General features: G+C 52.8%; 24 protein-coding genes and 1 pseudogene. 18 read left to right on the top strand and 7 right to left on the bottom strand.

The features are described 5' to 3' along the window. The first annotated feature begins 16 nt into the window (after positions 1 to 16). Both rsbW and NST69_RS26440 read left to right on the top strand, forming a co-directional pair. Positions 17 to 469, top strand: coding sequence for an anti-sigma B factor RsbW (gene rsbW / locus NST69_RS26445; RefSeq protein WP_036730295.1), 453 nt, complete (start codon positions 17 to 19; stop codon positions 467 to 469). Then, the gene (locus NST69_RS26440) at positions 466 to 1,236 is read left to right on the top strand and encodes a sigma-70 family RNA polymerase sigma factor (RefSeq protein ID WP_036730293.1); all 771 of its coding nucleotides are present in this window, start codon (positions 466 to 468) and stop codon (positions 1,234 to 1,236) included. Before rsbW ends, NST69_RS26440 begins: the two co-directional genes overlap by 4 nt. A 220-nt stretch (positions 1,237 to 1,456) precedes the next feature. Here NST69_RS26440 and NST69_RS26435 read toward each other — a convergent pair whose 3' ends face one another. Beyond that, positions 1,457 to 1,786, bottom strand: coding sequence for a DUF5665 domain-containing protein (locus tag NST69_RS26435; RefSeq protein WP_036694977.1), 330 nt, complete (start codon positions 1,784 to 1,786; stop codon positions 1,457 to 1,459). Between the two features lie 129 nt (positions 1,787 to 1,915). After that, a complete protein-coding gene (locus NST69_RS26430; protein ID WP_209876822.1) occupies positions 1,916 to 2,440 on the bottom strand; it encodes a YtxH domain-containing protein in 525 nt (174 codons plus the stop codon). A 323-nt stretch (positions 2,441 to 2,763) separates the two neighbouring features. On the opposite strand from NST69_RS26430, the gene NST69_RS26425 reads away from it, so the two are divergent. Next, positions 2,764 to 3,483: a pirin family protein gene (locus NST69_RS26425; protein WP_209876824.1), complete on the top strand. Its 720-nt coding sequence runs from the start codon at positions 2,764 to 2,766 to the stop codon at positions 3,481 to 3,483. A 118-nt stretch (positions 3,484 to 3,601) separates the two neighbouring features. Here NST69_RS26425 and NST69_RS26420 read toward each other — a convergent pair whose 3' ends face one another. Further along, a complete protein-coding gene (locus NST69_RS26420) occupies positions 3,602 to 3,826 on the bottom strand; it encodes a DUF1128 domain-containing protein (protein WP_036730289.1) in 225 nt (74 codons plus the stop codon). A gap of 201 nt (positions 3,827 to 4,027) precedes the next feature. On the opposite strand from NST69_RS26420, the gene yyaC reads away from it, so the two are divergent. Further along, positions 4,028 to 4,516 (top strand): spore protease YyaC, encoded by a 489-nt coding sequence (gene yyaC, locus NST69_RS26415; protein ID WP_342550224.1) that lies wholly within the window; start codon positions 4,028 to 4,030, stop codon positions 4,514 to 4,516. 68 nt (positions 4,517 to 4,584) lie between these two features. Then, positions 4,585 to 5,370 (top strand): alpha/beta hydrolase, encoded by a 786-nt coding sequence (locus NST69_RS26410; protein WP_342547530.1) that lies wholly within the window; start codon positions 4,585 to 4,587, stop codon positions 5,368 to 5,370. Positions 5,371 to 5,449: 79 nt separating this feature from the next. Here the strand turns inward: NST69_RS26410 and NST69_RS26405 are convergent, their stop codons facing one another. Together NST69_RS26405 and NST69_RS26400 are read right to left on the bottom strand one after the other, a co-directional pair. Next, the gene (locus tag NST69_RS26405) at positions 5,450 to 6,754 is read right to left on the bottom strand and encodes an MFS transporter (RefSeq protein ID WP_342547529.1); all 1,305 of its coding nucleotides are present in this window, start codon (positions 6,752 to 6,754) and stop codon (positions 5,450 to 5,452) included. A 3-nt stretch (positions 6,755 to 6,757) separates the two neighbouring features. Further along, positions 6,758 to 7,315, bottom strand: coding sequence for a helix-turn-helix domain-containing protein (locus NST69_RS26400; RefSeq protein WP_342547528.1), 558 nt, complete (start codon positions 7,313 to 7,315; stop codon positions 6,758 to 6,760). A gap of 308 nt (positions 7,316 to 7,623) precedes the next feature. Between NST69_RS26400 and tnpA the strand changes: the two genes are divergently transcribed. From tnpA to NST69_RS26370, 6 genes and pseudogenes are all read left to right on the top strand, one after another. Continuing rightward, complete coding sequence (tnpA, locus tag NST69_RS26395) at positions 7,624 to 8,025, top strand: IS200/IS605 family transposase (RefSeq protein WP_339314980.1); 402 nt, start codon at positions 7,624 to 7,626, stop codon at positions 8,023 to 8,025. 6 nt (positions 8,026 to 8,031) lie between these two features. Beyond that, a complete protein-coding gene (gene tnpB / locus NST69_RS26390) occupies positions 8,032 to 9,105 on the top strand; it encodes an IS200/IS605 family element RNA-guided endonuclease TnpB (protein WP_339311606.1) in 1,074 nt (357 codons plus the stop codon). A gap of 170 nt (positions 9,106 to 9,275) precedes the next feature. Next, on the top strand, positions 9,276 to 9,938 hold the full coding sequence (locus tag NST69_RS26385; protein WP_339311605.1) for a DUF6483 family protein: 663 nt from the start codon (positions 9,276 to 9,278) through the stop codon (positions 9,936 to 9,938). A 57-nt stretch (positions 9,939 to 9,995) separates the two neighbouring features. Beyond that, positions 9,996 to 11,177, top strand: coding sequence for an SAM-dependent methyltransferase (locus NST69_RS26380; RefSeq protein WP_339311604.1), 1,182 nt, complete (start codon positions 9,996 to 9,998; stop codon positions 11,175 to 11,177). A 1,691-nt stretch (positions 11,178 to 12,868) separates the two neighbouring features. Next, positions 12,869 to 13,345: pseudogene (locus NST69_RS26375) on the top strand (hypothetical protein); the annotation flags it as partial. Then, positions 13,346 to 14,296 carry a hypothetical protein gene (locus NST69_RS26370; RefSeq protein ID WP_342550249.1) on the top strand — a complete coding sequence of 317 codons (951 nt, stop codon included), beginning with the start codon at positions 13,346 to 13,348 and terminating at the stop codon, positions 14,294 to 14,296. 629 nt (positions 14,297 to 14,925) lie between these two features. On the opposite strand, the gene NST69_RS26365 is transcribed toward NST69_RS26370, so the two are convergent. Both NST69_RS26365 and NST69_RS26360 read right to left on the bottom strand, forming a co-directional pair. Further along, entirely contained in the window at positions 14,926 to 15,579 is a 654-nt protein-coding gene (locus tag NST69_RS26365) for an SdpI family protein (protein WP_342547527.1), read from the bottom strand. A 36-nt stretch (positions 15,580 to 15,615) separates the two neighbouring features. Continuing rightward, on the bottom strand, positions 15,616 to 15,969 hold the full coding sequence (locus NST69_RS26360; RefSeq protein WP_340958229.1) for an autorepressor SdpR family transcription factor: 354 nt from the start codon (positions 15,967 to 15,969) through the stop codon (positions 15,616 to 15,618). A gap of 175 nt (positions 15,970 to 16,144) precedes the next feature. Here NST69_RS26360 and NST69_RS26355 point away from each other — a divergent pair, with 175 nt between their 5' ends. The 7 genes from NST69_RS26355 to NST69_RS26325 all read left to right on the top strand — a co-directional run bounded on the left by NST69_RS26355 (position 16,145) and on the right by NST69_RS26325 (position 19,522). Beyond that, positions 16,145 to 16,759, top strand: coding sequence for a DedA family protein (locus NST69_RS26355; protein ID WP_036726220.1), 615 nt, complete (start codon positions 16,145 to 16,147; stop codon positions 16,757 to 16,759). Further along, positions 16,756 to 17,322, top strand: a complete 567-nt coding sequence (locus NST69_RS26350; protein WP_036726219.1) for a thioredoxin family protein — start codon at positions 16,756 to 16,758, stop codon at positions 17,320 to 17,322. The genes NST69_RS26355 and NST69_RS26350 overlap by 4 nt, the downstream gene beginning before the upstream one ends. Positions 17,323 to 17,327: 5 nt before the next feature. After that, entirely contained in the window at positions 17,328 to 17,957 is a 630-nt protein-coding gene (locus tag NST69_RS26345) for an MBL fold metallo-hydrolase (protein WP_036726226.1), read from the top strand. 217 nt (positions 17,958 to 18,174) lie between these two features. Further along, positions 18,175 to 18,381, top strand: a complete 207-nt coding sequence (locus NST69_RS26340; RefSeq protein WP_036726218.1) for a hypothetical protein — start codon at positions 18,175 to 18,177, stop codon at positions 18,379 to 18,381. A gap of 58 nt (positions 18,382 to 18,439) precedes the next feature. Further along, positions 18,440 to 18,982: an RNA polymerase sigma factor SigY gene (gene sigY, locus NST69_RS26335; RefSeq protein ID WP_209880030.1), complete on the top strand. Its 543-nt coding sequence runs from the start codon at positions 18,440 to 18,442 to the stop codon at positions 18,980 to 18,982. Continuing rightward, positions 18,972 to 19,292 carry a YxlC family protein gene (locus tag NST69_RS26330; protein ID WP_342547526.1) on the top strand — a complete coding sequence of 107 codons (321 nt, stop codon included), beginning with the start codon at positions 18,972 to 18,974 and terminating at the stop codon, positions 19,290 to 19,292. The genes sigY and NST69_RS26330 overlap by 11 nt, the downstream gene beginning before the upstream one ends. A gap of 2 nt (positions 19,293 to 19,294) precedes the next feature. After that, on the top strand, positions 19,295 to 19,522 hold the full coding sequence (locus NST69_RS26325; protein ID WP_339311596.1) for a hypothetical protein: 228 nt from the start codon (positions 19,295 to 19,297) through the stop codon (positions 19,520 to 19,522). The last annotated feature ends 3 nt before the right edge of the window (positions 19,523 to 19,525 follow it).

Raw genomic sequence — 19,525 nt, 5'->3', positions numbered from 1 at the left:
AAGGATCGAACTAAGAATGAGTGATGACATACAAAGAGTAGTTCTTCAGTTACCCGCCAGTGCAGAATATGTCGATATTGTCAGACTTAATTTATACGGCATTGCCTCCAAAATGGGTTTTACTTATGAAGACATTGAAGATATGAAGGTAGCCGTCTCGGAAGCATGTAATAACTCCGTGCTCTATGCCTATGGGCAAGCGGACGGTATGGTTGATGTAATCTTTGAGGTAGGATCAAGTGTCTTATCCATTACTGTCAAAGATGAGGGGGAGAGCTTTGACGGTTTGGATGCGTCCGGGGAACGTCTGACGCTTCATGACAAGGAGCTGAATGATGTTCAAGTGGGCGGACTGGGCTTCTATCTAATGCAGGCGCTGATGGATGACGTTAGCGTTGTTAGCGAATCAGGGAAAGGGACAGTCGTTACCCTGACTAAACGGCTCAATTTCAGCGAGGAGAAAGTATGAATGACAAAGTGACTCCCCCAGAGTCCATGAATGAAGCAGTAAGCCTGATCTGGGAATACCAGCAGACGAAAGACAATGAAATCGCAACAGTGCTCATCCGCAAATATGAACCTATGGTAAAGATGGCAGCCGGCAAAATTGCCCGTAACCGTCCGGATCTCTATGAGGATCTGTATCAGGTAGGGCAAATGGCGCTGATCCGGCTGCTAGCGCAATACGACATCAGCTTGGGGATTCCCTTCGAGCCGTATGCGATGAAGAGCATGATTGGACATATGAAAAACTACCTGCGTGATAAATCCTGGTACATACAGGTTCCACGGCGGATTAAGGAAAAGGGCGCGCTTGTTCAGCAGGCCATTGATGAATTGACCATTCGGCTCGAACGTTCTCCGGCGGTTGAAGAGATTGCCCACTATCTGGATCTCACCGTAGAGGAAACTGTGGAAGTACTGGCCGGCAGAGAATGTTATCATTATGTCTCCCTGGATTCACCGCTCTCCCAGGAAGAGAGTGGGGCCACACTCGGTGAATTGATCAGCTCCGATGCGAATGACTACGAGACAGTGGAGAAGCGTATGGATCTCCAGCAGGCGCTCGGACAACTGAAGGAGCAGGAGCAGCAGGTGCTGCTGCTGGCCTTCCAGGATGGCCAATCCCAGCGGGCCATTGCCCAGAAGCTGGGTGTCTCGCAGATGAGCGTATCCCGCATCCAGAAGCGGGCCACTGAGAAGCTGAAGCAGATCATGGCTAATTCATCCTATTAAGGATCAAGGTCATTATATTTATCAGGGCAGGTTCCATCCCGTAAGGGATAGAGCCTGCCCTTTTTTGGGTAGATAAGAATTTATATGTTTTGGGGTCCCCGCCAAGTACCTGAGTCATCACCTACGCTAGAGCCCCACTTTGTGGGGTTAAAGAGCAACATCCCTCCTGCAGTCTATTCGCGGTAGAGTAGGCTGCAGGAGGGATGCGCGGGAAATGTGTTTAGTTAGCATCTATATACTTTTTGATTTCTCCAAGATATTCCCCGATAACCGGTACATTGAGAAACAAACTGAGGATATAGCCAAGGATACCAAGAATGACAAAGGTACCGAGTGAGAGGCCCAGGCCTCTGGAGATCCCGGCCATCAGGTTGGTGATAATCCGCTTCTTGGGGTCTGTATAGTTCTCCAGGATATCCTTGAACTCGGATTTCTCCAGTGAGTCGGCGATCTTGTCGAGCCTCGCATTCAAGCGTTTTACCTCATGCCGCAGCTCGAAGGGATGCTCATCTACGTCATAAGCTTTGGTTCTGTTGTCCGCTTCTCCCATAAGGCGTACCTGCTTTCTGTAGCCTGAATCAGGCTTTATTGAGATATAAGACATGCATAAATAGGGAGCGGCCAGCTACGGAAGATCTGGCCGCTCCCTTCAATGTATAATCAGCCTGAACATCCGGGATTAATAAGAGGATTTAACTTCGTCCTTGGCATCCTTCGCTGCGCCTGCGATTTCCTTGGAAGCGTCTTTCGCCTTGTCGGCAACCTCTTGGGAGGTATCCTTGGCTTCAACCGCTATGTCCTGGGAGGCGTCCTTAACGCTGCCCGTGATGTCCTTGGAGGCATCGCTTACCGTTTCGCCAATCTTTTTGCCGGTTTCCGCCAGAGTAGCTGCAATTTGTTGCTTGCTGTCACTGACGGTGGTGAAGATATCGGAGGCCTTGGCCGATACGGTGCCTGCCAGGTCTGTAGCTTTTTCACCTACGGTCGTAGCAATCGTCTTGGTCTTGTCAGTTACTGCTCCCGCAACCTCTTTTGTCTTATCCGTAGCTACTGTGAGCTTATCGGACAGGTCACTGCGCATCTCGCGTCCAGGCTTCGGTGCGAATAGCAATGCTGCCGCCGCTCCCAAGAGTCCGCCGATGAAGATCCCTTTTAAGAATGTGCCGCCGCTTTCTACCGGATATTCCTTCTCTGCTTTATTCATTATCAATCACTCCTTATCAGAATTGTTATTCAAATTCAGGTGAGCCTGAATGTTCTTACTTCGTATATACACTTTGGGCTATGTGCTGAAACAGCGGAATAGCTTGGCAAAGATTGCCGGAGCATAAGGGAGCATCACAGCCGAAAAGGTGTTTTTTCATACCTAATTCGGTGAATATGCGGCTTTACAAGTTTGATTGATCTCGAAGGGAAGGGGGTAAGAAATAGTTAATCATAGCGCATCTATACATCCCATATTGAAGAGCATTCATTCCCCTGTTTAGGATATTGATAAGATTCCAACATCTATGGAGGTGCAACATTATGATAAAAGTAGTTACAGCAGCCGAGCGTCATACTTCGAATAGAGAATGGATACACAGTGAATTCAGCTTCTCGTTTGCCGATTATGATGATCCCAGCAACGCCCATTTCGGCGCACTGCTGGCGCATAACGACAATGAATTGAAGCCGGAGCAAGGCATGCATGAGCACCCGCATCATGATCTGGAGATTATCACTTATGTGGTATCCGGTGTGCTGAAGCATCAGGATGATCTGGGGAATCATGCAGATCTGCAGGCAGGCAGCGTGCAGCTGATGAGCGCAGGAACAGGCATTAACCATTCGGAGACGAATCCGTCAGACCATGTGGATGTCCGGTTCCTGCAGATCTGGCTGTTGCCCGACCGGCCCGGTAAGACCCCGAAATGGGATGCCCGGTTCTATCCGGCCGAGCTTAAGCTCAACCACCTGCTGCCTATTGCTTCAGGGGAAGGGACTCAAGGCTCGCTGCAGCTGGACAATGATGTTAACATCTACTTGTCTGTTCTGCAGACGAACCGGGAGCTGCGCTATCCCCAGCAGGAGGAGCGGCGAACTCATCTGTATGTCATTTCCGGGAATCTGGAGATATCATGCGCGGACGGTGTATTCCAGCTCCAGCAGGGGGATGCGGCGCGTATCCGCAAGAGCTGCGAGCTTACGCTCAAAGGCATAAGCAGCTCAGGAGATGCAGAATTCATTCTGATTGATCTCCCGTAGCAGGCCGGAGCATGACAGTAAGATTATTATTGGAGTATACAAAAGCCCTTCAGCTTCAACGTCCCGTCTTACGGACAATGAAGCTGAAGGGCTTTATATTGTATACGAACTGCTGGTGCTATTTCTTACGCAGGCGGCCAAGCTCTGAGACGAGCGCTTCCACCTGGGAGATACTGAGCCGGTCACTGCCCATCGCAACCTCATAAATATCCTGGATATCCTCATACTGCTCCACCGAAAAGGCGGACGCCTGCATTGCAGCGGCACTGGCCATTTTCAGCTTGCTTTTGATGCCTTCAATCATATATTCAACGTTCTCCTGGCTTGGTTTTGACAAATCCATTGAGTATAACCATCCTCCCTGAGTAATATAGAATGTGAACTGGTATAGTTCAAATATCTTATCATGTTTGGGCAGGGGATGACCATTTTTTTGTCCAGATCACGCAAACATGTTAAATTAAAGGTAAATATAACTGGCTGCTTAGCAAGGGGGAGAGAGTCTTTGGCCATCAGAGAAGAAGAGAGCAGAAAACGGCGTAAAATGGATGCCGGGGGACTGGCGGCTTTCTTCCGCGGGATCGCAGACGAGTATTCCGCTGAGCAGCTGACCTTCCTCTGTATCGGAACAGACCGCTCCACCGGAGATGCACTGGGGCCGCTGACGGGAAGCCGCCTGCTGGAGTACGGATTTCCGAATGTAACGGGTACGCTTCCGGCGCCCTGTGATGCGGATAATCTGGTTCAGCGGATAACAGAGATTCCGGAAGGGCACATTATTGTCGCTGTCGATGCCTGCCTTGGACCGCCGGCCGCACTGGGCTGTTACTTTGCGGCAGCGCAGCCGCTGCGTCCGGCAGAATCGGTAGGAGGACTCCTGCCTGCTGTAGGGAATTACAGTCTGGCCGCGATCGTTGATGTGAACAGTCCGCGTCCTTACCGGACCATCCAGACTACCCCGCTCTACCGGGTAATGGTTATGGCCGACCAGATTGCCAAGGCAGCCGCCCAGGGATTCGGACTTACGGATTGAGAGCGTTTCAAATCAGCCTGTTCTAGCTTATTAATATAGACCACTACATAGAAAGAGGGTAAGCAGCCATGGAAAATGTTCGATGCGAGGGAAGCAACATTTGCTACAGTGATCAAGGCAAAGGGGATGTAATCGTACTGCTGCATGGATTCTGCGGGAGTGCCGAGTACTGGGAAAAGGTGATTCCAAGCCTGACTGCCCATTACCGGGTCATTGCCCCGGATCTGCGCGGGCACGGGGCTTCCGATGCTCCGCTTGGAGCCTATACCATCGAGCAGATGGCTGATGATGTGCTGTCGCTGCTGAATGCCTTGGAGATTCAGGAATGTTATCTGCTGGGACATTCGCTCGGAGGCTATATTACCCTGTCGTTTGCCCAGCGCCATGCCTCCCGGTTGAAGGGCTTCGGGCTGATTCATTCCTCGGGCTATCCCGACAGTGAAGAAGCCAAGGAGAACCGGCTGAAGAGCGTCACCATGATCCAGAGCGAAGGCATTTTTGCTTTTGTGGATCAGCTGGTGCCTGGACTGTTTGCTCCTGGAGCGGAGCCCCGGCTGCTGGAAAGGGCCAAGGAGATCGGCTACAAGACTCCGCCGCAAGGCGCGGTTGGCGCGTCCTTGGCGATGCGTGAGCGCCCGGACCGCCGAGATGTGATCTCGGCAACGGCGCTGCCGGTGCTTCTCGTTGCCGGAGCTGAGGATTCGAAGGTGACGCCGGAGCGGACGTTCACCTCAGACAACCGGAATATCACCAAGGTGACGTTGCCGGGTGTAGGCCACATGGGTATGTTTGAAGCACCGGAGCAATTGGCGAAGATTATTAAGGATTTCGTTCAGGCCCCTGTGCAGAAGTAAATTACATCAGGCAATAGGGACAGAAGGCAGCACTTCCGCTCTCCGGCGGGTGCTGCCTTCTGTTTGCTGTCTAAGGATTTTATTGAAACTTACGGATAGCCGGAACGCACAGCACCAGGGCAACACAGGAGAGGCCCAGGCCGGAAAAAATAATAATGGTCGGCACTCCTCCGATCTGGTCGGCCAGCCAGCCGACTAAGATATATCCGACCGGCAGCAGGGCGAAGGACCCGAACATATCCAGACTGGCTACCCGTCCGAAGGCTTCCTTCGGAACAAGCTCCTGAAGGCTGATCTCCCAGATCAGCCCGAAGATCATTAGTCCGAAGCCTTCTACGGCAAATAAGGTGACAGCTGCTGCCGGAGTGCCTGCGAACGGGAGCAGCAGCAGAGCAGCCCCGCTGATCAGTGCGCCGCCGTAAGCCAGGATGCCGCGGTGATTCCATTTCGGCCGCAGGCCGTACAGCAGGCCGGCCGCTATGGCCCCGACACCGGAGAACGTAACGGCCAGGCCATAGAGATAAGGAGGCCAGCCGTGATGGACCTTGAACAGCCAGGGAAGAAGGACGCTGATTACGCCCGTATAACATATATTGACGAAGCAGAAGGCGAGAATTGTAATCCAGAGCCAGGGCTGGCTGCGCAGAACATGTATTCCTTCGGCGAAATCCTGCCTCCAGTGCGGAGCGGGAGAGGTCCCGGCAGCAGGCTTAGCCGGGATGTCAGTCTCAGTGGCGGCAGCCTGCAGCCGGGTCATCATCGCTCTGCGCAGATAGACCAGGCAGAGGAGGGAGATAAGATAGGTGAAGGCATCAATTCCGAAGCCGATGCCCGCGGACAGGTGGGTAATCAGCAGTCCCCCTAACGCGGGACCGATCAGCCGCACGGACTGGGTTGTGATCTGAGTTAAAGAATTCGCTGCTACGCGGATATCCGGAGTGAATACGGTAGCGCGGACGGCAGCGTAGGCGGGCTGGAATAAGCCGTCCAGCAGGCCGTAACAGGCAACTAGTCCATAGAGCAACGGAATGCTCAGCACTCCGGTCAAGGACAGCACAGCAGTCGTAATCATAACGATGAACCGGGCAATATCGGCCAGCATCATAATCCGTACACGGTCGTAGCGGTCGACAATATGTCCGGATACCGGCAGCATGATTACATTAGGCAGCATGTAGGCGGCCATGACCATCCCCATAATGGTGGTGGAGCCGGTCAGGGAATAGACCAGGACAGGCAGGATAACCATGGTTACCGAGCTGCCTAAAAAAGAAACTAAATGTCCCAGCCACAGGTAAGGAAAGGCGCGGGATTGCCGGAAAGGGGCGGCGAAGCCCTCAAGCGGATGATGCTTCGGTTGTCCGGAAGGGCCAGCGGTGCTCATCTATTAATGTGCCTCCTCTTCCGGCTGCGCAGCAGAATCGGCAGACTGCAGACGGCCCAGCATCACTTCCACACCGTATTCGTCACCTTCCGTTACCTTGGACTCCCAGGCGGTAATCAGCTCCAGCAGCTCCTGGTGGAATTCCGCAAGCTCCTGAGGAGAGAGAGTAAGTCTGGTATTGAAATGCCGGGTCTGGTCTTCTTCGCGGAAGTGAAGGCTGCGAAGCGCCTCCGAGTGGAACATCGTACCTTTGGAACGGTAAAATTTCTGGATGATTCCTCCTGAGGCTTCTGTACGGACAAGCTCCAGCAGACCGCCCTCATAGAGCTTGACGATATGGTAGTGAATATTACCCGGAGTCTTGTTCAGCTTCTCCGCAACCTGCTTGGATGTAAGCGGCTCTGCCGACAGCGTGTGCATAATCTTAATCCGTAAGGCGCTCTCCAGCAGCTTATCCTGTTCCGGCGTAACGTTCAAAATCCGGTTGCTTGACTGCAGATCCGGTTGACCTGAAACGGCTGCTGTGATGGAGTCTTGCGTGTTGCCGGTTGGCTTGGTCATCAATAAACCTCCTATGTAGGGTCCGTATTAACATGTATACAGTCTGTATCCAATTCCAATCTGCTAAATAGTTCAATCTGTAATACAGATTGGGTAACTGAATTATAGTTCATCATTATAGTGTGGTCAAGACTTAACTCCGCACAGTGGCGCCGGAGAGACGAATGGTTTAACCCTCAGTTGACAGAATTCTCCCATCTTCTTTAAGTGGGGGATGAATGGAAACGGTCTAATCTACATGGTTTCTAACCGCCTAAGATGCTATAATTAAAGTATTCAGTCGTATCTTGGAAAGGTCAGTGAAATTAATGAAATTAGACTCGAATAACCATTCAGTGTTCTCCCTTCACTTCCACCTTATTCTAGTCATCAAGTATCGTAGGAAAGTCATTACAGATCCCATATCCGAACGTCTGAAAGAGATATTTGCATCCATTCAGCCTACTTACAATGTGACTTTGCAGGAATGGAATCATGACAGGGATCACGTTCATATCCTAATGAAAGCTCATCCTAATACCGACATTTCTAAATTTCTCAACGCTTATAAAAGTGCATCATCTAGGTTGATCAAGAAGGAGTTTCCTACCCTCCGAACATCACTTTGGAAAGAGGCCTTTTGGTCACGCTCCTATTGCTTGCTTACCACGGGTGAAGCGCCAATAGACGTCATTCAAAAATACATCGAAACCCAAGGGGTGAAAGGGTGATCGCCATTGCTGAAAGCCTACAAATACCGTATCTATCCTAGCCATGGGCAACAACACTACTTCGCTAAAGTGTTCGGATGCGTTCGCTTCATCTACAACAGAATGCTTGCAGATAAAATTGAACATTACAAGCAAACGGAAACGATGCTGAGGAATACACCCGCACAATACAAAAAGGAATTCGACTGGCTGAAAGAAGTCGATAGCCTTGCCTTAGCGAATGCACAACTGAATTTAGACAAGGCTTATCAGAATTTTTTTCGGGACCAGAAAACGGGATTTCCTAAATTCAAGAGCAAGAAGACGAGTAATCATCGCTTCACAACGAATAACCAAAATGGAACCGTGGCTATAGAGGATGGATATCTTAAGATTCCAAAGCAAAAAACGGGCATTAAAATCAAGCTGCACCGCCCATTCGTGGGACTGATCAAATCATGCACGATTTCAAAAACACCAACGGGAAAGTATTATGCTTCCGTATTGGTTGAAACGGATATCGTCCAGTTGCCCAAAATGCATACGAAGATTGGCGTTGATCTTGGGCTGAAAGACTTTGCTGTGACTTCAAATGGCGAAATCATATCCAATCCTAAATACTTGCGTACGTCTGAAAAGCGATTAGCGAAGCTGCAAAAGGATGTATCGCGGAAGAAGAAGGGAAGCCATAACCGTCATAAGGCTAGGCTGAAAGCTGCCAAGTTACATGAAAAAATAGCGAATCAGCGTAAAGACTTCTTGCATAAAACGTCTGCCAAAATGATAAACGAAAACCAAGTCATCGTGATGGAAGACTTACGTGTAAAGAATATGATGCAGAATCACAAACTTGCAAAAGCGATTAGCGAGGTATCTTGGAGTATGTTCCGTTCGATGCTTGAATATAAGGCTCAATGGTATGGCAGAGAACTTATTATTGCCCCTAAGCACTATGCAAGCAGTCAGCTTTGCTCCTGTTGCGGTTATAAGAACGCAGAGGTGAAGAATCTCGCCTTGCGAGAGTGGACTTGTCCAGAATGTAACGTGCATCATGATCGCGATGTAAACGCTGCTCAAAACCTACTCAAACTAGCCATGTGATATGGCAATGATTGGGCTAGGGACTAGCCTTTGAGCTTGGGTAAACTTGGAGCAGTAGCTTCATTGACCAAGAAGCCGCCACCTCTTAGGTGGATGGTAGTTCACGATGAGTCCAACAGCAAGCATAGGATACAGAAGAGAAGCAACTGCGTAACGAAAGGAGCACGGGTATGTTCCGGAGGGATTATATTGTACGGATGATTGAGGATATGACAGCTATGGTCGCCAAAGTAATGACCCTGAAGCAGGATAAAAAAACAACGGAAGCTCTGTGGGAAGTGGATGAGCTGCTGATGCGGCATTTTCGCCTGAATTCGCGTCTGCTCAATTCGTTGTCCGTAGAGGATATTATTGATATGTTTCGTCTCGGAGGCGTGCTGGAGGCCGACAAGCTGCAAGGAGTAGCCCGGCTGCTGAAGGAGGAAGGCGGGATTTACGCGGCCAAAGGAGATCGGGATGCGGCCCTGTTCAGGGCGATGCGTGCCCTGCATTTATTCATTTATGCCGATCTTCATGGCGCGGACCGTGAGCTGCTGAACATGACAGAAGAGATAAATGAGCTGCTGGAGGAAGTGGAGCCGTACCGCCTTCCCGCCAAGACCGAATGCCTCTTGATGGCTTACCACGAATCCCGGGGACATTACGCCAAGGCGGAGAACAGTCTCTACCGGCTCTGGGAGCAGGGGGAGAATGTAGCGGAGGAAGGCAGAGAGCTGTATGAACGGCTGCTGCTGTTAAGTCCGGAGCAGTTAGCCCAGGGCAGTCTTCCTCTGGAGGAAGTGCAGCAGGGCAGGGAAGAATGGAGCAAGCTCACGGTTAATGCTATAATGTAACGATATTCAGGAGACAACGTGCTCTATTTTATAAACCCGAAAGTGAGATGTACCCATTTGGAAGCGTTGAAGGAATTGATCGAGCAAGTGATAACCGGCCGCACTCTGATTACGGCTACACTAAGCCAGCTGCGCAGCAAGGGCGATGCCGCCTACAATAAAGTACAGGTTAAGCCTGTTGAGCTAAAAGGGAAGCTGCATTATCAGTTTGCCTATTACATCGGCCCTAAGGCCATACACCGCAACATTCCCGCAGAGGATGCCGCTGAAGAGATGCTCTCTTTGCTGAGGGACACCTTCCGCCAAGGTCTGCTGTGTACTGCCGGTGCCGACTATCAGGTGCTGATCAGCAAGAAATACAAGGTATCTATTCTGACCAAATCAGCCAGCAAGCAGGAAGCGCCGGATCTGGCCCATAACCGCCGGAAGCAGTATGTGCTGGATGAGGGGGAGCCGGTGCCGTTTCTGGTCGAGCTTGGTATTATGAACAGCGAAGGCAAGGTGCTGGCCAAGAAATATGATAAGTTCCGCCAGATCAACCGGTTCCTGGAGATGGTTCAGGATGTGCTGGGCGATCTGCCGGCAGGCCGGCCGCTGACGATTGTGGATTTTGGCTGCGGCAAGTCTTATTTGACCTTCGCCCTGTACCATTATCTCGCGGTCCGCGAGCAGCGGGAGCTGAATATTGTCGGCCTTGACCTTAAGGCGGATGTCATTGCGCACTGCGATGCACTGGCTGCCAGGCTGGGTTATGACCGGCTGAAGTTCCTGGTGGGCGATATCGCCGACTATAATGAGCTGGATCAGGTGGACATGGTGGTCACGCTGCATGCTTGTGATACCGCCACCGATGCTGCACTGGAGAAGGCCGTACGCTGGGGCGCATCGGTGATCCTCTCGGTGCCCTGCTGCCAGCATGAGCTGTTCGCGCAGGTAGAGAGCGAGGTGCTGAATCCGCTGCTGTCACACGGCATCCTGAAGGAGCGGTTCTCGGCGCTCGCCACCGATGCGATCCGGGCGAAGCTGCTGGACCTGATGGGATACCGCAGCCAGCTGCTGGAATTCATCGATATGGAGCACACCCCGAAGAACATCCTGATCCGTGCCGTCCGCAGCGACAGCGGTGACCGGGCTGCCAAATGGCGTGAATACACCGCATTCCGCGATTTCCTCGGTGCCAAGCCTTACCTGGAACGCGTCTGCTCCGACCTGCTGCCCGCCGGCAGTACGGAAGTTTAATTCATGTGTTGAATAGTTTAGGGTATGACAGACCGGCCGGCCGCTTCCTGATGGGGGCGGCTGTTTTTTTGCGGGTTCGGGGCTGTATGTGAAAAACCGAACACAATTTGTGCTGACGCGAAGGTGAGTAGGCAGGATGATGGTTATAGATAGCTTTTGAGAGACAATAGTGTTCCAGAATTGGCGGAGGGCCACTTTGGGTGGAATGAGGTGCACAAGTGCTGTTCAATTGCGTGTTCGAGTTACTTTTGGTGGAATCAGGTGTACAAGTGCTCTTCAATTGAGCGTGTAAGCTGCGTTTGGGTGTGATCAGGTGCATAAGTGCTCTTCAATTGCGTGTTCGAGCTATTTTTGGTGGAATGAGGTGCACAAGTGCTCTTCATTTGTGCATTTGAGCTTACTCGGGTGGATCAGCTGCTCTTCTGTTTTCCGGTAAATATGGGCAGACTGTTAAGCATCATGAGCAATAGGAGATTTAGGATGCGGGTGAACAGGAATGAACGGCAAAGTGATTGGTTGGTTACTTTGGTTTGCGGGTTGGCGTTATTAGCAGCGGGGACGGCGGCGTGTGTGCTGAGAGGGTTCTTTTTCACCGGGGAAATGTATTTGTTCCTGACGGTGTGGTTTGGCTTGTGCGGAGTCTTGCTGGGATTGGTAGTTATCTATATGGCGGCTGGTAGGGGCGCGCAAGTAGAGGAGCAGCCTGAACGTAGAAAGCATATTCGGGAGTTGGCTGGCAGTATAGGTGGAGGGAGGGGGCTGGCTGTCTGGGGGTTACTCAGCGCTTGTGTGCTAATCTGTCTCTTGTATGCTATCCAGGCACTGGGCAGCCCCGTATCCGCACAAGGAACACTCAATGAAATGCTGCGCTGGGGCTTCTACACTAGCTTTGTGACATTCGCTTTGCTGGCGGCGCGAACCCGCCGGGGAGTAACTCTTCTTGCAGCAGTGTGGCATCTGCTTGGAATCACTATTAGTTTGTCGGCCCTTTTGGCGGTCTGCGGAGGTCTGCCGATTCCTTATGCGGTGGCATACACTGAGTCGCCCGGGGTCAGTGCCACTGGTGCGAGGCTGGCCGGGCTGCTTCAGTATCCGAATGCCTTTGGTGCGGTGATGGCGGTGTATCTGCTGGAACGGCTGTTTGCTGCCGCTTATAGCTTCGGGTCTGGAGGTTCTGGGAAAGCAGCGGATGGGGAGAAGAACGGTGCGTTTGGAGGCGTGGCTGTAGGCGGAGTAGATAAGGGAGGTGCAGGCAGCAGTGCGGTGCGTGCGAGTGTCAGTGGAGCGGGTGAGGTAGGGGCAGAAGGTGCGGGTGCAGGCAATAATGCTGAGCGTTCGGGTGTCAGGGGAGCGTGTGAGGCAGGTACAGAAGGTACGGGTGCGGGCAATAATGCTGAGCGTATGTGTGTCGGTGGAGCGGGTGAGGTAGGTGCAGAAGGCGCGGGGGCGGGCAATAATGCTGAGCCTATGTGTGTCAGCAGAGCGGGTGAGGCAGATGCAGAAGGCACGGGTGCGGGCAATAATGCTGAGCCTATGTGTGTCAGTGGAGAGGGTGAGGTAGGTACAGGAGATGCAGGCATCAATTGGGAGCGGACCAGAACCTGGTCCGCTTTGTATTGGCTAAGAGCGGCGCGCCTGCTGCCGCTCTTCCCGTACGCCGCCGCGCTGCTGCTCAGCGAGTCGCGCGGCGCATGGCTGGCTGCGGCTGCCGCCGGTGCCGCAGCCCTTCTCCTGAAGCGGCAACTGTTCGTGCCGCTTCTAATCACCGGCGCCGCCCCCGTTGCCGCGGCGGCGCTGCTCTACCGCCAGCTGGCCCGCTCCGGGCTGGCGGCAGAGCCCCTGCCCGGCCTGCTGCTGCTGGCCGGGCTTTGGGCCGGCGCGTGGCTAGCCGGCCTGTGGCTGCACCGCCGCAGCTGCCGTGCGGCGGGCGGACACCGCGCCGCCGTGCTGGCGCTGGCGGCGGCGGGCTGGACGGCGGCGGCCAGCGCCATCCTGCTGCTGGTACGCGCGCGGATCACCGGGCCGTCACCGACGGCCGCCGCGCGCGCGGGCTGTTCTACCGCGACGCCTGGAAGCTCGCGGCAGAAGCGCCCTGGCTGGGGAGCGGGGGCGAGACCTGGCGGCATACGTACCTGGCCGCTCAGTCCCGCCCCTACGTGGGCAGCCAGGTGCACAGCGGTTACCTCGACATCCTGCTGAACCTCGGGATGGCGGGTCTGGCTGCGGTCCTCCTGTTGCTCTTGGCCGCAGGAGGGCTGGTATTCAAGGCATCACCAAGGCTGCTTCCGCCTCTGCTGGTGATTATTCTGCATAGCGCAGCCGATTTCGACTGGAGCTATGGACTGGTCTGTTTGCTGCTGCTCCTGCTGCCCGCTTGGGCAATTGCCGAAGCAAACAGCCGGACCGCTAGGACGGCTGTCCCTACAGTTCTGCATGACTCCCGTTGGCGGCGCAGCAAGCCGGCTGGCCAGCGAAAGAACCGGCTTCGCCGATTATGGAGATACGCAGGCATAACCGTTCTCTGCGGGCTGACCCTTCTATGCAGCAGTCTTTCCTTCCAGGCCATGAAGGGGGCCGCCCTATTCAAGCAGGCGGTCAGGGAGAGTGATCCTGCCGTAAGAATTACGCTGCTGCAGCAATCACTGAGCTGGAATCCGAGAGAGCCGCAGACTGCGGTTGCGTTATCGCGGCTGCTTCCACAGAAGCAGGGGGTTGATCTGCTCCTGCGAAGCCTGTCATTCTCTCCGGGGGACGTTGCCCTGCACGGGGAGCTTGCGGCAAGTTATCTGCGGGGCAGTGATCCTGGAGAAGCGTTATACTGGGTCCGCCGCAGTCAAGAGACGGATCACTTTAATGCTGCCAGAAGGCTTGCTGCTTTAAGAGGAATGCTTGAGATGGGGGAACGCAGCTTGGCAGAGGGAGACAGACGTATAGCGGCGGACAGCGCGGCGGCGGGACTAGAGCTGCTGCGGCAGTACAGCCTGCTGACCGCCAAGGAGCAGGACAGAGGACCGCAGCACAATGACCGCAACTTCACCCTGCTTCCGCAGAGTGCAGGGATCTACTTTCAGTTAACACATTTACAGTCCCAGGCGGCCCTCAGCTCCAGTAATAGATAAGACGCGCCTCATATTGGAACCGGAGCTTGATCTGAGGTGGTGAACATATCAGCATAATGACTGCAGCTTCATCCTAGTACCTCATCAGATTTAAAATAGTGGAGAAGAAGCAATTACCCTTCAAATTACATCTTTTCCAAGCGGGGATTGTTCTTCAGGGGCGTTTGGCTTAGCGTAACGGACTGAGGTGCTCTTATTTGGGAAGAAAGTTGCCAACTGGGCGAGTGACGGACTCCATGGGCCTTATCCTTTACACTTCGGCTCCAAAACGTCTCGTAGGGAGACAATAAGGCCGCCTGAGTCCGTTACGCTGCAAAAAGTGGCGTTTTCGTGGGGATAAGGTCTCTCCGTTCCGTTAGATTTCGGGGTGGAGTTTAACAAGCTTATCCACCCTTTTAAACCTGACACTGTGCTAGTAGCGCATCAGATTAAAAATAGTGGGTGGGCATGATGAGGCCTGAAGGACTAAAAGAGTGCAGTCCTTGGGCCCAATGTATGCGGAAAACCGAACACAATAGTAGGTGTTATCGCTTTACTGACCCAATCCATAAATTTAATTGACGCTGTACTAGGACTGCCGCCGTCGCCCATCACCCAAGCCACAGTTTCTAGCCATCCCCGGACTAATCTCAGACTTTAACCCGCCGTGAGATCAGCCAAGAGTACACAATAGGCAGAATAATCATGATTACCAGAGCAGTGATGATCATGCTGATCGACAGCGTAACGGGCATGAAGGCCGCAAGCGCAATTAGCAGACCGCCGCTCACCCACATCCTCCCGGAGAAGCGGTGGGTTCTCCGCCATACGGCAGGGTCATGCAGCGTCCAGGGCGTGCGGATTCCCGTGAAATAATTATCCCTGATCTGCGGCAGGAAATTCCCGATTACAGCCAGCAGCAGTCCCACACTTACAGTAGCCCACTTCGCGGCGGCGAAATGCTCATCCAGCCCGTAGCTCACCGACAGCACAAGGGCGGCATCACATATGACGGCAATGGTGAGACGGCCCATTTTGTAAGCCCCCTGGAACTTATTATAATTCTCTCCCTTGGGATCAATATTACGTATAAACTGTATCGCCAAAGGAAAAATCAATCCCATAAAAGAGAACAAAGCAATAACCGAACCCTTGCTCCAGTAAGTGTTGACCTTGCCGGTAAGACTGAATTGGGCGGGAAGCTGATCCGGCAGCCTGCCGTAATTCACCAGCGCATAGCCCAGTGAGAGGAACCCGAGAATGACAATAAGCGTATCCTGCCACTTCCATGTGAAATTCTTCATCAATGTTCATCCTCCGTATGTTTAATAGCGTGCGGGTTACTTTTTCCTTTTGGGTCCTGAACCCTTTGAGCCAACATCCGCATGTTCTTCGGGTTGGCTGTCCGTACTGCCCTTGCCTGTACCCGTCAATTCGAGAAACCAGCCAAGCACCTCTTCAAGTACCGTGGAGTCCAGCGAATAGACGATAAATTGCCCGTTACGTTCGTCCTGCACCAGCCCCGCGTGCTTCAGCGCATTGAGGTGGTGAGAGATGCTGGGCTTCGTCATATTGAAAAAATCGGCGATTTCCCCGGCCGTCCGGTCCTTTTCACGCAGCAGCCGGAGAATTTGCCTTCGGGTCGGGTCTGCGAGCGCTTTGAACGATTCGTTCCGTTTCCAGCCTTTGTCAATTGCAGATTTCACTCTTGAATCAAAGGAATCCTTCTGCTTCATTTCCCTCAACTAGAAGTCGTAAGCCTGCATATGCTAGAATAGGCTAGGAGAAGCTGGATACATAGAGCGGTTAAGCAGATGGGTTCTGCCAGCAGAATACCAGGCTATTACGCCATACGGGAGGAGACCTGCAGTGCACTTTATATCTGATGTCATTTCACATTTGTTTGAATGGATTCAGTCTCTGGGCTACTTTGGAATTATGATCGGGCTCATGATTGAAGTCATTCCAAGTGAGATTGTCCTGGCTTTTGGCGGCTATTTGGTCTCACAAGGCGATATTAACTTTTTTGGCGCCGTGTTGTTCGGTACCGTCGGGGGAGTGATCGCCCAGATCTTTGTTTATTGGATTGGCCGTTATGGCGGCAGGCCTGTGCTGGAGAAGTACGGCAAGTACATTTTCATCTCCAAAAAGCATATTGACCACTCTGAAGAATGGTTTCAAAAGTATGGAACCGGTGTGATTTTCACCGCCCGCTTTATCCCGGTTGTCCGCCATGCCATATCGGTCCCGGCCGGTATTTCCCGCATGCCGCTGGGCAAATTCACTTTGCTGACAACCCTTGCAGTCATTCCATGGAGCGCGTTGTTTGTCTATCTGGGTTATACGCTTGGAGACAAGTGGGAGACCATTGATGAGGTCGCAGCCAAGTACACTCATGAGATTCTTCTTGGCGCTATTGCGGTAATTATTCTGTATTTCCTGTTCAAGTGGTACAAATCCAAAAAGAAGGGTAGTGCAGTATGAAGCAGAATGTAGCATCCAAATTTGGCCAAGGCTTGACTCCGCGCCAGTTCGTGGAAGCCATGACGAAGAACCAGCAGGCTTTTGAATCCTGGTACGAGAAGTTCACCTGGGAAGACGAGAGTGACCGAGAATATTTCGAGAGCCTGAATCACCGTGATGATCTGCGTGTGCTGATTCTGGCTGCGGACTGGTGCGGAGATGTGGTCCGCAATGTCCCGGTGGTCTTCCGGATTCTGGAGACTGCGGGTATCAAGACGGAAGTGCTGATTCTCGAAGAGAACCAGGACCTGATGGATAACTTCCTGACCATGGGCGGTCGTTCCGTTCCCATCGTGATTTTTGCAGACACCGGAGGTTATGTACTGGGGCAGTGGGGACCGCGTCCGGAGCATGTCCAGACCCTGATGAGAGAATTCAAACGGGAGAACCCGGACCGCGAAGCAGCGGACTATGACAGCAAAATTACCGAAGTGCGCAAAGCAATGGGGCAAGCCTACGGAGAAGGAACGGAATCACACGCAGTTATCGCCAAAGAGCTGCGCAGTCTGATCTCCGGATTCTAATGCCGATGCTTAATATTCGTTCTTATAATCTGGGGGCACTCCAGACCAATGCCTACCTTCTGACGGGGGCAGACCCTAAGCGCGGTGTCATCATTGATCCGGGTGCTAATCCTGCGGGTCTGCTCCGCGGCGCTGAGGGAATGGAGATTGAAGCGATTCTGCTGACGCATGCCCATTTTGACCATATTGCCGGGCTGGACGAGGTCCGCAAAGCGAAGAAGTGCCCGGTCTATATCCATCCGCTGGAGAGCGAGTGGCTGGGCAGCCCGAAGCTGAACGGCTCCTTGATGTGGCCTGATACCACGCCTCCCGTCAGCACAGATCCGGCAGAATACGATCTGGCGGAAGGCCAGATTCTGAAGCTGCTAGGCCTTTCTTTCCGGGTGTTGCATACGCCGGGACATTCACCGGGAAGCGTCAGCTTCCTGTGCGGGAATGATTTGTTCGCCGGTGATGTCTTGTTCAAAATGGGAGTGGGACGTACCGATCTTCCGGGCGGCAGAGAACGGGATCTGATTGACTCGATCCGCGGCAAGCTCTACCGGCTGGATGAGGAAGTGAGAGTGTTTCCCGGACATGGTCCGCGAACCTCAATCGGCTATGAGAAGCTTCACAACCCTTATGTCCCGATGTAAGAGGACGCCAAAGCCGTTTCCGTTTGCCGTGTAACGACATCTTTTGGCCGGATTTGACACAAACCGGGAAATTAGAGGTAGACAAGCCGGGGCCAGATTGTTACAATATGGTTAATTAAATGTAACATTTACCTCGCGAAGCACGCAGACTGTGGAATAATCCCGGTTTGCGTTCTTTTTTTTGCCTATAGAGATGAATTTTATTGGGGGAAGCAGAATGAAGGATAATATGCATTGCCAGTTGGATTACGGGGAATTAGAAGCGAAAGATTCATTGATAGCGGAGCGGAATGAAGTGAATGATCTGGCCGGGAAGAGTGATACTAAGTATACGCTGTTCTGGAGCTTTCCCGGAGGCAAGGGGGCTATTCAGCCATGGAGACGCAGACTGTGGGAGCTGCAGAATAATTCTGACTCGGAATGAACGATAACTATTACATAGACGTATTACAGGTGTGACAGAAGAGATAAGGGGAGGGGCTATGGGCGACACGACGCTGGAGATGATCAGTCAGGCACAGCAGGGTGACGCTGCCGCACTGGCGGTGTTGCTGCGGGAGCATTATCCCTTCCTGTACAAGTATCTGATCAAAGCGACACTTGACCCTTTGCTTGCGGAAGAGATTGCTCAGGACACGATGGTCAGATGCATGGAGAAGATCGGGACTTATAATGGGACCTCGGCATTCTCTTCATGGCTAATTACCATTGGCAGCCGGTTGTATATTGACCGTAAGCGGCGCTGGAGCCGGGAGGCACAGTGGCGGGAAGGGCAGATGCAGGAGCAGGGGAACCGCAGTCTGCGCTGGAGCTTTGAGAGCCGGAATATGGAGTGGAGTGAAGTGCTCGATGCCTTGTCGCGTCTATCCTCTGCGCACAGAATGGCTGTGCTGCTGAAGCATTATTACGGATACAGCTACGATGAGATCGGGGAGATGCTGGAGATCCCTTCCGGAACGGTCAAATCACGGGTAGCTGCCGGACTGGGTCAACTGCGAAAGGAGCTGAATGAGGATGAGGTTTAAGAGTGACGAGGAGCTGCTGGGTAAGCTGTCCGAAGAACTGGATCATCTGGATATGCTGTACGCCGATGTTACTCCGCCCTCCTTGCCGGAGCTGGAGCAGCTAATTGCCGGGGAAGCTGTCCGCCGGAGGAAGCGGCGCCGTAAGGAACTGCTGCTATTCATTCTAGTGGCTCTTGTGCTGGTTACCATAGTGATTTCTATTCTAAGTACGGCGCCGGTGCTGTATTGGAGTCTGCAGGCAGTGTTCATTCTGAGCGCACTTGGCAGCCTGGGAGCAGCGCGGATCAGACACGGGCGGGAGGAATCATAATCGTGAAGGAGCTGCAGGAGATACCTGTTTGGATTTGGATAATTCTTGCAGTTGTGCTGCTGCTGCAGGGAACCTGGCTGTTCCGTGATGCCAGGGACAGAGGTCAGGGGATGAAGGCCTGGTTCTGGGGAATCTGGGGACTTACCGGTGCACCGTCACCGGCAGTATGTTACCTGCTGTTTGTAGTTCTTCCAGATAAGCGCAAACGGAAGGCTGGAAGGAGCCGCTGAGAC

It is taken from the genome of Paenibacillus sp. FSL P2-0089 (assembly GCF_038595095.1).
Taxonomy (GTDB): Bacteria; Bacillota; Bacilli; order Paenibacillales; family Paenibacillaceae; genus Paenibacillus_AQ; species Paenibacillus_AQ silagei.
Note: the sequence above shows the minus strand (reverse complement) of the source record. Positions and strands in the feature narration are given on the sequence as shown.